Below are 11,896 nucleotides of genomic sequence, written 5' to 3'. Positions count from 1 at the left end.
GGGGGCTGGCGCGGCGAGCGCACGGCGGGCCTGGGCCAGCAGAGCCGCTGTGGCGCGTTCGAGTGCTGCGGTGTGGATCCTGCGGGCCATGTGGTCGGCAGGGGTGTCATCGGCGGTGGCGAGCGTCTCGGCGAGCGTGCGGGCGACCCGTTCGACGGTGACGCCGAGGCGGACGAGTTCGGCGGCTTCGGGGTGGGTGAGCGCGAAACTTGATGGCTCACGTGATGAATCAGAGGCGGCTGCAAGGGCTGCGTCCTGGGCCTGGATGCGCCGCTGGCGGTAGGCCTTCGCGGAGCATGCGCGGGAGCAGTAGTCGGGCTGACGTCCGGGGCCTCCGCGGCGCAGCGGTGTGCCGCAGCCGGGCCAGGCGCAGACGGCCGGCGCTTCTTCGATTCCTCGCGTGTCGATTGCCATGGGGTGATCGTAAGGTATCTGCGGATCTGCTGGTGGTGCGGGGCTTGCCGGTCTGTAGCTGGGGGATAGGGGCTGGATTGGGAATCCTTTGAATTCGTTTACATTGAGCAGGTGGTAGACCATCGCGCGGATCGTGGGCAGCTATCCATTGCGGGGAATTCACTTCAGGGGATCGTGGGTATCGGCTCGCAAACAATGCATATCACTTGCGATATTTGCGTTTAATGGAAAGTGATTCCTGCGACGCTGGGGCGACGGTGATCGTCTTCGGGCGCCATGCCGGATCAGGGCAGGGGTGCGGGGCGCCCGTGTGCTGGGGCGCTACCCTCACGGGCATGACGATGGAGACCGTGGCAGTCCTGAACCAGAAGGGCGGCGTCGGGAAGACCACAGACACGATCAATCTCGGCGGGGCGCTCGCGGAGTACGGTCGGCGCACCCTGCTGGTGGACCTGGACCCGCAGGGCAACCTGACGTCGGCGCTCGGCGTCGACCGGCTGTCGGGCGAGCTGACGCTGACGACGGCGATGCTGAACGGCTGCACGGCCGAGGACGCGCGGGCCCTGGTGCATCAGCACTCCGACGGCCTGTACGTGATCCCGAGCAGCCTGGACATGTTCAGCCTGCCGCGGAAGCTGCACAGCGAGCGGGCGGCGCACGAGCGGCTGCGCCGGGTGCTGCGGCACCTGGACGACGCCTTCGACGTTTGCCTGATCGACTGCCGTCCGGGCCTGGACGTCGACACCGACGCGGCCCTGTACGCGGCCGGGAGCATCGTGATCCCGGTGGACGTGGACGAGTTCTCCATCGAGGCGCTGTCGCTGCTGCTGGGGCAGATGCAGACCCTGGCCGATGAGCTGGAGCATCCGGCGCCGACGGTGCGGGGGCTGATCATCAACCGGGTGATCCTGCCCCTGTCGGCGATCAACTCGGCGGTGATGGAGCAGCTGAAGGGCGCGGGTGTGCCGGCGCTGGCGGAGGTGCCGATCAGGTCGATACTGGCCGAGGCTCGTAACCAGCGGCTGACCATCACCCAGTACGCGCCCAAGAGCGACGTCGCTCGGCTGTTCCGTGACCTGGCCAAGGCCAGCGGGCTGGTGGCGTGATGGCGAAGACGTTTGCGGTGAAGGGTGTCGACCCGGCGGTGGCGGATCAGCTGCGGGGGCGCACCAGCAAGGCCGGCACGGTCGCGGTGCGCGATGCGGTGCGTGTGCCGCGGCAGCTCGACCCGGCGACGCTCGGCGCGGAGCCGGCGCAGCGCCTGTCCTCGCTGGAGGCGCTGATCGAGGGCGCTCGGCAGGGGGCGGCGGAGACGATCCGGGCTGCGAAGGCGCGCCATGACATGCAGGTGGGCCAGGCGCTGGAGCTGATCCGCGACCAGAAGCTGTATGAGGCCACCGGATTCGGCAGCTTCCGGGAGTACGTGGAGCAGCGCTGGGGCTACAGCCTCTCGCGGGCCTACCAGATGATGGACACGATCTTGGTGATGTCCGCCGTTTCCACAATTGTGGAAACGGTCCCGCCGGAGGGGCAGCAGCGGGTGCTGGCCACGGTGATCCGCCAGCACAGCCCGGAGGCGGCCTGCATGCTGCTGGAGTCTGCGCGGACCGCTCCGGGCAAGCTCACCGCGAAGAAGCTCACGGAGCTCCGCGACAAGCTCAACCTGGGCCCCAAGCGGGACCAAGGCGTGGACCTGGTCGAGGCCGAGATCCTGGAGGCCGAACTCGTCGACGAAGCACATTCCACGGTCCAGCAGGTGACGGAGGCCCTGGAGACTCTGCGACGGGCACAGAGGACTCTGACCCCGGCGGCGGTGGCGGAGGCACTGCGGCAGGATCCCGGGCTGCGCGAGGCGGTACAGGCCGGCTACGACGACGCCGGGCAGATCCGCCGGCGTCTGCGGGGCCACGTCGGCGGAACGGACGCATAGCCGACCACGCCCGAAAGCGCCGAGCGGGGTGCCGACAGTCGTCGGCACCCCGCTCGCTGTTGTCCGCTCCGGCAGGTAGGTGCGCGCCGCGGCTCGGAGCGGGCGCAGCGGGCGGGCGGCGTTCACACCTGCGCGTGCGGAAGGCATGCAGCTGAGCCGGCGGCGCAACCGTGCGGGCTCATGGCCCGGGGCTGTGACAGCCGCCGGTCCGCGGTCTCAACAAGTAGGCTGCGGCCCGGCCAGCGACCCCCGCCGGCCGGAAGGGGAGGCGTGGTGGACTGGAATCTGACCACAGCTGTCGCGGCCGCAGCCATCAGTGGGGCGGGAGCAGGTATCGCGATCTGGCAGGCCCGGATCGCGAAACGGCAGGCGGCCACCGCGGACGCTGCCGCCGTCCTCGCGGCGAGGCAGGCTGTCGCCGCCGAACAGCAGGTGAAGGCGGCGGAGGAGCAGGTCGCACTGATGCGCCGCCAGCTCGATGCCGAGGACGCCGAACGAGTAGAGGCCCGGGGGCCTCAGTTCGAGATCAAGCACAGGGGGGCAACCCATGGCGCCCCCAACCAGTGGCGTGTCACGAGGTTCGAGTTCACCCAGACCACCGGCCCGGCACTGGCCACCATCACGGTCGCGGCCAGCGGCAACGGAGTTCTCGGTGTCTGGACGGACGGGGACGATCTCGCGCCCAGCACCCAGGTAGGCCCGGTCGCGGCGAAGGGGACCTTCACGGTCGATGTCGCTGTAGAGCGGTCGATCATGACGCAGATTCCGGTCACGTTCACCCTCGACTGCTCTGCTCAGGACACTCCACACCAGTGGCGCCGATCGCAGGCCGACTCTGTGCGGGCCTACGCCAGGGTTAGCTCGGTAACGAGAAGCCGGTAGCTGCCGTCCCCGGGGGGTATTGATCATCACCCCGCTCGGCGTTGTCGGCCCGAAGATGCGCCGGTGCGCACCGCGCCCCGGAGCAGGTGCGCAGGCGGGGCTGGTACCTGAACGCGCGGGAGAGCCACGGGGCTGCGCAAGCGGTGAGGGCAACCGCCTGCGTGCGCGCTTCGTTTCCGCTGCTCGGTGGGCCTTGACCGGCGCTATGAGCGGTGTATGCGCACCCGCAGCCAGGCTGCGCAGCACCGTCGATACTGGGCCGGGACAGGGGCTTGATTGGCGTTCCTGGATGCCTACTGTGCGGCACCACGGACCGCCAGGAGCGGCGTCGGCACCTTGTGTGCCTGCACTCCGCCTCCTTGGGGTTCGCCTTGTTCATCACGGCGTACGAGACGAAGGAGAGTGCCGTGGACGAGATGGTGCCGCGCGGTGGGACGGAGAGCGCGGCGGGGTGGGACGGCATCGAGCGGCGGGCACAGCCCACCGGTGAGAGGCGGCGTCGTGCCGGCCTTCCGCCGTGGCGGGACCCGCAGCGGCTGAGCGGGAGCGTCCTGGCCCAGGTGCTGGGCAGCGTCGGAGCCAGCGTCGTGCTGGGAGTGGCGGCCTTCGTCGCCGCGCACCTCCAGTGGCGGTAGCCGATCCAGATCGAGGCCGGCTGCGCAGGCGGCTTCGACGTGCCCTGACCGGCGATAGGCTGCTGGGGCTCTGAGAAAGCACAGAAGCCGGCACCCCCCACCCGGGGGTGCCGGCTTCTGGCGTTGCTGGTGCGCAGCTGCGCAGCCGTGTTCGTGCGTGCGCACCGGGCGTTGCGCAGGTGCGCACCGGTGCCGCACACGGCCTGGCGGGCGCGCACCGGTGCTGCGCAGGTGCGCAGCGGCGGGGTCGTGGTGCGGCCGGCGGGCCGCCGCGCGGAGATTCCCTCACGCCATCGGCGCGCGGCACCAGGTGGTCGGGATCTCGTCCCCGCTCCTGTTCCGCGCGCCGACTCACCTGCTCCTGCAACGGCCCCGGGCACTGGGACTTCACCGGCGCCGCAGGGGCCCAGGAGAAGTAGTCGGCCCTCACCAACCTATGGACAAACGGGCTCCGAGCTGCACAGATGCCTGTCGCCGAGGATCGGTCTGGAGCAAGCCCAAGTAGCAAGCCCAGCAGCAACCCCGAGTAGCAAGCCCAAGTAGCAACCCCAGAAGCAAGCTCAGAGGCAACCGGCCCCGGACGGGTGCCGACGGCCGCCGTCCGCGACGTCCGGGGGCCCGCCGGACGCGGGCGGCCTGGCCGCCACACGGCGCGCGGCACCGCCGGGCGCTCACCACACCACCAGCCCCCGGCAGGGTGGGAACCCCTGCCGTCCGGACCGTCACCCAAACCGCACCACCACACCAGCCAGCCAAGGGGAGAGGGACAGACAGAAGGGGTTGTCTGAATTGTTGGCGCCTTGAAAACCGCCTCCAAGCTGCGGAAACACCGGACGATCGGCGGAGACGGCGGGGTACCTGCGGTGGTGGCTGCGGTGGCACCTGCGGGCGCATCTGCGGTGGTGGCTGCGGTGGTGCCTACGGGGAACGTCCGGGAGGCCAACACCCGGGCCGAAAACGCAAAAAGGGCCCCGGCCCTGCCCCCGTTCTCTGGGGGCAGGGCCGGGGCCCTCTACGGTGCTGGGTGGGCGCCGGAGCCACTAGTCCTGGCTCCGGCGTCGCTGTCGGCCGGTCAGCCGGCTACGACGGCCAGGGTCTCGGCGGTCAGTCGGCCGCGGTAGGCGTGGGCCTGCTCCAGGTTGGCGAGCAGCATCTGCGCGGTCTGCCGGGTGTTGTCCGGGAGGGGGACGACCGCCGGGTGTCCGGCGTCCAGGATCCGCTCGTACACCGCGATCTCCGCCAGGCCGTCGGCGATGAAGCGAACCTCGGCGGCGGCCTCGGCGCGGTCGCGCCAGATGTCGATGCAGATCCGGGCGTCGGCGACCGCGACGACGTAGGCGTGGTGGGCGGCGAGCCAGGCCGGGGCGGTGGACAGTGCCTCCCAGCGCTCCTCGACCAGGCGCAGCGCCTGGTCGCGCTCCTGGCGGGCGTGCAACTCGGCGGCGAGGCGGGGGCGCAGCAGGTTGTAGCGGGTGAGGACGTCGATGGTGGCGATGTCGTTCAGGCTGCCGGTTCCGGCGACCGCGCGGTGGTGGAAGTGCTCGGCGTCGGTGGCGCGGTCGGTGCCGGTGAAGCCGTCCAGGGTGACCGGGGTAATGAGGGTGTCCTGCATGGCGTGCTCCTTCGGTTGGTGGGTGTGCTGGGCGGGCGTTCGGTCCTGCGCAGGCGCGCAGCGGCGGGACGTGGTGGTGCGCAGTGCTGGTGCCTGATGCGGTCAGGCAATGAGGGCGGCGAGCTGGTCGCGCTCGTCGTCGGTGAGCTCCGAGCACGGAAGGCAGGAGCCGAGGGTGCGCAGTGGGAGGCAGTGGCTGTAGCGGGTGCGGCACACCGGGCAGGTCTGTCGGGCGGCCATGGCGCGGTCGAGGGCGGCGACCCGGCCGGGGGTCATCGGCCGGATGGGCAGGGCCTGGTCGAGGCGGTAGAGGTAGGCGATCCGCTTCCCGCGGCGGCAGACGACCTGGGCGGCGGGTTCCTGGCCGCCGGGGCGCAGGCCGGCTGCGCGGAGCTGGCGGCGGGTGCGCAGGGTGGGGTCGGGGGCGAATCGCCACGGCCAGGTGGGGATGCCGTGGTGCTCGCCGGTGGGGTCGAGGTCGGGTGCGCGCACGGCGGTGTCTCTCCTGTCTGCTCGGACGGTGGGTGTCGGACGGTCAGCCGGTGATCTGGTTGTTGCGCGCGAACATCCCGCGCACGTGGGCGGTGACGTCGGTCCGCTGGGTCACCTGGCCCTGGTAGACGTTCGTGGTCGCAGGCGGGGCGGCGGCCCGGGCCTTGGACCAGGCGGCGCCGGCGGCGAGGACGGCGACGGCCAGGCCGGCGAACGGGGCGAGGATGGCGAGGACGCCGGTCAGGCTGACCGCCGAGAGGCCGTCGCACACGAGCCAGGCGGCGGCGCCGAGGCCGGTGGAGCCGAGGCCGACGCCGAGGGAGGCGACGGCGATCCCGGTCGCCCACTGCGGGACGGTGCGGCTGTCGGGCAGCACGGCGGGCGGGGTCGGGCCGACCTCGGGCAGGGGAGCGAGGTCGCGGTAGGAGGTGGCGGCGAGCTGCTGGCCGCCGGTGTGCTCGGGCCGGTAGGCGTCCGCGATGAGCCGGGCGGCCAGGTCCGCGGCCTCGGTGTCGGTCATCGGGCGGGCGGTGAAGTCCTGCATGGTGTCCTCCGGGGAACGGAAGAGGCCCGGAGGTAGCCTCCGGGCCTCGGGATGTGTGTGGATCAGGGTCAGTCGTCGGGCGTGATGTTGATGGCGCCGCAGCAGTAGCAGGTCCACTCGGCCGGCAGTTGGTACCAGACGTTGAGGAACCCTCGCGGTTCGCCGTAGACGGCGTTCGTCTCCCAGCAGCGCCAGCAGTCGTACTCGAAGTCCATCCGTTCCTCCCGGGCCCAGGATGGCGTTCCTGGGCCCGGGAGGGGGGCGGATTTGGCCTACTCGGACGGGGTGCCCTCGGGGGCGAGGCCCCAGGAGCCGTGCCCGATGTTGACGACCAAGCCCTCGTCGCGCATGCGGCCCAGGAGGGTGTCGACGGACCCGGCGGCCGGGCCGTCGGGGGTGCCGACGCCGACGGCCTGGCGGATGTCGCGGGTGCGCATCGGGGCCCCGGCGGCGGCCAGGTGGCCGATGATCTGCTCGCGCAGGCTCGGCGCGGCGCTGGCCGGGACGGCCGGGACGGCCGCGCCTGTCGGGCCCGTCGGGGCGCTGCGGCGGGAGCGCCGGCTGCCGCCCTCCTTGCCCTCCTTCGGCTCCTCGAAGGCGGCGTTGCCGTGCTCCAGGAGCAGCTCGGCGTAGGGCAGGGCCTGGGCGTACTCCGCGTCGAACACCTTCTGCTCGGCGGGGGTGAGCCGCGCGATCGGGGCGGACTCCAGCAAGGCGATCAGGTGCGGGTAGGTCTTGTTGACCTTGTTCGCGCGGAAGATCCGGGTCAGGACGGCCTGGCCCTCCTGGATCGCCCAGGCGCAGCCTGCGGTGACGGGGCCGGAGGCGACGCTCTCGCCGCGCCAGGCCGCCATGACCCCGGCGAAGCCGCCGCCGCCGAAGGTGGGCGGGATCGGGACGATGGTCGCTGCGACCGCCGCGCCGACCATGTCGGTGGCCATCCGCTGGGTCATCGAGCTGTTCACCCTCCCCATCCAGACCAGGCCCTGCTTGGCGTTGGCGCGGATCTTCTCGCTGTCGGCGAGGTCGGCCAAGTGGATGCTCTGTCCCGCGAACCTCATGCCCATGCCGACCTTGCGGCCGGTGAGCTGGCCCCGGCCGATCATGCCCGCGACCCACTTGCGGAAGTCCGGGTGCACGCCGACCTCATCGGCCCCGAGCACCTTGTTGATCTCGTCCAGCGTCGCGTTCAGCAGCGGCCAGGGTTCGCCGATGCTGAACGATCCCCACCCGTTGGCGGAGCTGACCTGCTCGCGGTAGTCCATGACGGCGCAGTACGCGGAGAGCGTCGCGCCGAGGGCGGCGCGGCCGGCCCCGAAGTGCGCGACGCGGCCGTTGGCCTCCGGGAGCGACATGCCGTTCTGGGCGTCGGCGACGATGGAGACGATGCCGCTGATGCGCTCGGCGGCCAGCACGGTCAGCAGCGCCACGCTCTTGCCCGCGCCGGGCGCGCCGACGAACAGGTCGGTCAGCGCCCCCAGCTCGGGGCGGTACAGGTGCATTCGGAAGGGGCGGCCGTCGTGCTGCAGGCCGATGACGACCGTGCCGTCCGGCTGCATCGTCAGGTCGGTGACGGTGGCCTCGCGGATGCTGATCAGCGGGTGCTGCCGGTAGAACGTGACCACGCCGGTGCTCATCCCGTCGGTCTCGATCATCACCAGGTCGGGGTCGGCGGCCTTCATCGCGCGGGTGATCGCCACCTTGGGCAGCTTGATCGGCATGCCCTCGTCGGCCTCGACCAGGACCACCAGGCGGTCGGCGTCCAGCCGGTAGTCGACCATCTGCATGCCGGGGGCGGCGCCGCCGGGGCCGGAGACCTTCTCGGCCCACAGCGTGCGCACGTCGTCCATCTCCGGTGCCTGCTCGGCGGCGACGGTCGGGGCGACGGTCAGGGCCAGGCGGCCCGGCCCGCTGCCGGGGATCGGGGCGATGGTGACGGCCTCGACCGGGACGTCGAAGACGCCGGCGACCGCGTGCGGGCTGACGCTGCTGGGCACCGTCTCCCCGGCTGGGGCGAGGATGACGGCGCGGAAGTCGGGGCGGCCCGGGTCGTCCTGGACCAGGTCGACCAGCTCCGTGGCTCCGGTGGCCTTGGCCTCGGCCCACAGCCGCCGCAGGCCCCCGAAGTAGCTCGGGTCGAACTCCTCCGCGTCCGGCTCCTGGTGGCCCTCGGCGGCGGCGGCGACGGCGTGGTGCTCGACGCCGCGGGCGCGGGTGAACGGCGTGGTGACGGCGGAGGCGGCGGCGACGGCGAGCGGCGCGACGTACTCCCACCAGGCCGAGCCCGGGTGGAACAGGCCCGCGGCGTAGGTGCCGGTCAGGCCCAGGGTGGGCAGCGCCCGGGTGCAGGACAGCCACAGGTCGGCCGCCGAGCCCTTGGTGCGCGACCACAGGACCGCCAGGGTGCCGGCCCCGGCGCCCAGGACGGCGACGTGCAGGGGGACAACGTGGGTGTGCGGGCCGACGGCGGCCAGGACGCCGCCCGCGCCGTACAGGACCCGCTCGGCGATGGCCATGCGGCGGGCGGCGGCCGGGGGGAGTGGCGCGAGGGCGGGCCGGGCGGCCTCCTCGGTCGCGGTGTCGGTGGCGGGGGCGGTGTCGGTGGCCATGTGTCCCTCTCTCGGGCCGGTGGTGCGGGGCAGGGGGTGCCGGGCCCGCCCGGGGTGGGCGGGCCCGGCTGGCGGGCGGTCAGTGGGTGCGCAGGAAACCGGGCTTGGGCTGCTGGGCGCCGGACGCCTGGACGGCCTCGTAGACGCCGCGGTACTCGGCCTCGTGGCTGTCGTTGACGTCCTGGGCGGCCATGGCCATCAGGTCGGCGGCGTGGCGGGTCTGGCCGGACGCCTCGGCGACCGCGCGCAGCGCGGCGGCCGACTCGGCCATCTGGGAGAGGAAGCGCGGGTCGACCTCGGCGAGGCCGGCCTGCTCGGCCAGGCGCTCGCCTTCGTCGGCGTCGCGCTCCATCTGGTCGCGCAGCTCGCCGAGCTGCTCGGTGAGCCGGTGCGCGGCCCGGGTGAAGGTGAGGACCCGGAGGGCGAGGCCGATGAAGCTCAGGTCGCCGGCGCCGGGGGACAGTGCGGTGTCGGCGGCCGTGTCGGCGGCGGCCGGGTGGGCGGTGGGGCGGGGGACGATGTCGCTCACGGTCGGTCCTCTCAGCTCTCGTTGTGGATGCGGGCGGAGGGCATCGCCAGCCCGGCCTGGGCGGCGGCGTCCTGGATCGGGCGGTAGGCGTCGTGCATGTCGTCGTGGGCGATCTCGACCAGCTCTGCGGCCCGCAGGCTGTTGGTGCGCATCTCCTCGGCCTTGGCGGCCAGCAGGCCCATCGACTCCGACAGCCAGTCCATCGCCCGGCTGGTGAGGTCGCCGATCACGTTGTGCCTCTCGGCGAGGTCCGCGGCCAGGGCGTCCAGGTCGCGCTGGAGCTGCAGGGCCCCGTCCGCGAGGTGGGCGCACTCGTCGTACGTGCGCAGGCACCGGACCTTGCTGGTGGCCAGGTTGGTCAGGACGTCGTCCAGGGTGATCTCGGTCAGGTGCTCGGCGGCGACCCCGGCGGGAGCCGACCGACGAGCGGCGGGAATGCGGGCCGGGGCGCTCACGCGCGCCTCCTCGGTGCTGGTGCTGGCCGCGACCGCCGGGGCGGCGGCCGCGGGACGGGCGGTGACGACGGCGGCGGGCACGGCCTTGGCCAGGACCACGACCGGCGGGGCCGGAGAGGGCTCGACCTGGACCACGACGTCGACCGCGACCGGCCCGGCCGCAGCGGCGGGCGGCGCGGCCGGGGTCGGCACGACCACCGGCGGCATCGGCCGGGGACGTCGGGTGCCGGGCCGGGGACCGGCGGCCCGCTCGGGGGCCCGGGGCAGGCGGCCGGGCCCGGTGGTGACCGCGCCCGCCGCCCGTGCTTCCCGGCGCCGCCGCTTGGCCTCGCGGCCCAGGTGCTCGACCGTGATCACCACCTTCTCCGCAGCCGCCCCCGCGGCTTCGGCGTCGGCGGCGTCCGCTCCGGCACCGCGCCGGCTGCGCCAGCGGGGCGGGGGCGGCGGCCCGTCGTCCGGCGAGCCGGACCAGGTCGGCCCCGACCCGGACGGCGGAGTCGACCGGCCACGGCGGCGGGCGCGGGCCCGGCGCAGCCGCTCGCGCAGCCGGCGCCCACGCCCTCGGCCCCCGGCTTCGGCGGCCGCCCCGGTCGCTTCGGTCACGCCGGTGTCCGCTTCGGTGGCACCGCCGGAGGCTTCGGCGGCGGCCTTCGCGGCGCGGGCCGCCTTGCGTGCGGCGCGCCGCTTGCGCAGGCGCGTCCACGCCCGCGGCTTCTTGCCCGCCCCGGTCGCTTCGGTCGCCTTGGCGGCCGTTTCGGTGGCGTCGGGCTTCGCTTCGGTGGCGTCGGCGTCGGCTTCGGCGGCCTTCTTCGCGGCCTTCTTGAGACTCGCCTTGGTGCCCGCCTTGCCCCCGCCGCCGCCCTTCCCGCCGCCCTTCTTCGCGGACTTGCCGGACCCGGAGTCGACGGCGCCCTTCTTGCCCCCGGCCTCGCCCGAACTGTCGGCCTTGTCCGTCTTCGCCTTGTCCTTGGCGGCCTTCTCCTCGGCCTTGGCGGCCTTGCGGTCCCCGAGCTTGCCGAGCGTCCCGGAGCCGGTCTTCCCCCCGGCGCCCTTGCCCGGGGCGCGGACGCCGCTCGACGCCTTTCCGTCCTTCCCGCCGGACCCGGCGCCCCCGCCCTTCCCGGCCGGGCCGGTTCCGCCGGCCTTTCCGTCGCCGCCCTTGGCCTGCGGCTTCGGGCCGTCCTTGGCGGGGCCGAGGGGCTGCTTGCCGGGCTGCGCCTGGCTGCCGGGCCTGCGGCCCCCGTCCGGGCCGCCGGAGGGGCCGCTGCCGCCCCGTCCGGAGCGGCCCGGACCACCGGAGCCCCCGGAGCCGCCAGCGGCCGTACGGGCGTTCTGGAGGGCCTGGCGGCCGTACTCGCCACTGGTGGGGATGGACTTGGCGCGGGCGTTCTCCTCGGCCACGCGGCGCTTGATCCGGGCCTCGCGCCAGTCGGCCTGTTCGGCCTCCCGCGCCAGGCGGCGAGTGCGCCAGTCGGAGACCAGGGTGGCCGTGCCGCGCAGCGCGGCCAGCGCGATGGCCAGCAGCGCGCCCAGACCCAGCGCGCTGCCGCCGCGCGCCGGTTCGCTGTCCTCCTCGTACTCGTCCCAGTCCTCGTACTCCTCGCCCAGGTCCTCCTCAGCCAGGCCCTCCGACCGGAAGGTCGCGGGGACGTGGCCGGGGCGGGGCAGGGGCGGCAGCTCGATCGTGTCGGCGTCCGGGCCGGCGGCCGGGACGGCCTCGGCGAGGGAGTCCGCGGCCGACCGGCGACTGCGCCCGGAGACGGGCTCGGCCCCGGCGTCCGGACTCTCCGGAGC

At 73.6% G+C, this 11,896-nt stretch carries 11 protein-coding genes and 1 pseudogene; 4 read left to right on the top strand and 8 right to left on the bottom strand.

Features of this window, described 5'->3' with window-relative positions; all coding sequences use genetic code 11:
* Positions 1-414, bottom strand: a pseudogene (locus IE98_RS49890) (hypothetical protein); the annotation flags it as partial.
* A 335-nt stretch (positions 415-749) separates the two neighbouring features.
* Between IE98_RS49890 and IE98_RS0140640 the strand changes: the two are divergent.
* From IE98_RS0140640 to IE98_RS0140625, 4 genes are all read left to right on the top strand, one after another.
* Positions 750-1,520 carry a ParA family protein gene (locus tag IE98_RS0140640; RefSeq protein ID WP_234443885.1) on the top strand — a complete coding sequence of 257 codons (771 nt, stop codon included), beginning with the start codon at positions 750-752 and terminating at the stop codon, positions 1,518-1,520.
* Positions 1,520-2,344 carry a hypothetical protein gene (locus tag IE98_RS0140635; RefSeq protein WP_030277663.1) on the top strand — a complete coding sequence of 275 codons (825 nt, stop codon included), beginning with the start codon at positions 1,520-1,522 and terminating at the stop codon, positions 2,342-2,344. Before IE98_RS0140640 ends, IE98_RS0140635 begins: the two co-directional genes overlap by 1 nt.
* A gap of 273 nt (positions 2,345-2,617) precedes the next feature.
* Positions 2,618-3,226: a hypothetical protein gene (locus IE98_RS0140630; RefSeq protein ID WP_159401241.1), complete on the top strand. Its 609-nt coding sequence runs from the start codon at positions 2,618-2,620 to the stop codon at positions 3,224-3,226.
* 407 nt (positions 3,227-3,633) lie between these two features.
* Positions 3,634-3,861: a hypothetical protein gene (locus IE98_RS0140625; protein ID WP_159401240.1), complete on the top strand. Its 228-nt coding sequence runs from the start codon at positions 3,634-3,636 to the stop codon at positions 3,859-3,861.
* 1,072 nt (positions 3,862-4,933) lie between these two features.
* Here the strand turns inward: IE98_RS0140625 and IE98_RS0140620 are convergent.
* From IE98_RS0140620 to IE98_RS0140590, 7 genes are all read right to left on the bottom strand, one after another.
* Complete coding sequence (locus IE98_RS0140620; protein ID WP_052391597.1) at positions 4,934-5,473, bottom strand: hypothetical protein; 540 nt, start codon at positions 5,471-5,473, stop codon at positions 4,934-4,936.
* Positions 5,474-5,575: 102 nt separating this feature from the next.
* Positions 5,576-5,965 carry an RRQRL motif-containing zinc-binding protein gene (locus IE98_RS0140615; protein ID WP_043176295.1) on the bottom strand — a complete coding sequence of 130 codons (390 nt, stop codon included), beginning with the start codon at positions 5,963-5,965 and terminating at the stop codon, positions 5,576-5,578.
* A 43-nt stretch (positions 5,966-6,008) separates the two neighbouring features.
* Positions 6,009-6,509 carry a hypothetical protein gene (locus tag IE98_RS0140610; RefSeq protein ID WP_030277656.1) on the bottom strand — a complete coding sequence of 167 codons (501 nt, stop codon included), beginning with the start codon at positions 6,507-6,509 and terminating at the stop codon, positions 6,009-6,011.
* Positions 6,510-6,577: 68 nt separating this feature from the next.
* On the bottom strand, positions 6,578-6,724 hold the full coding sequence (locus tag IE98_RS49885) for a hypothetical protein (protein ID WP_159401239.1): 147 nt from the start codon (positions 6,722-6,724) through the stop codon (positions 6,578-6,580).
* A 57-nt stretch (positions 6,725-6,781) separates the two neighbouring features.
* Positions 6,782-9,118: a hypothetical protein gene (locus IE98_RS51740; RefSeq protein ID WP_030277655.1), complete on the bottom strand. Its 2,337-nt coding sequence runs from the start codon at positions 9,116-9,118 to the stop codon at positions 6,782-6,784.
* A gap of 79 nt (positions 9,119-9,197) precedes the next feature.
* Positions 9,198-9,647: a hypothetical protein gene (locus IE98_RS0140595; RefSeq protein ID WP_030277653.1), complete on the bottom strand. Its 450-nt coding sequence runs from the start codon at positions 9,645-9,647 to the stop codon at positions 9,198-9,200.
* An 11-nt stretch (positions 9,648-9,658) separates the two neighbouring features.
* The coding region (locus IE98_RS0140590) for a hypothetical protein (protein ID WP_030277651.1) at positions 9,659-11,896 on the bottom strand (2,238 nt) is incomplete at its 5' end.

The sequence above is a fragment of the Streptomyces sp. NRRL B-24484 genome (assembly GCF_000717715.1).
Taxonomy (GTDB): Bacteria; Actinomycetota; Actinomycetes; order Streptomycetales; family Streptomycetaceae; genus Kitasatospora.
The sequence above is the reverse complement of the archived record's forward strand: the minus strand, read 5'-3'. Positions and strand labels throughout refer to the sequence as shown.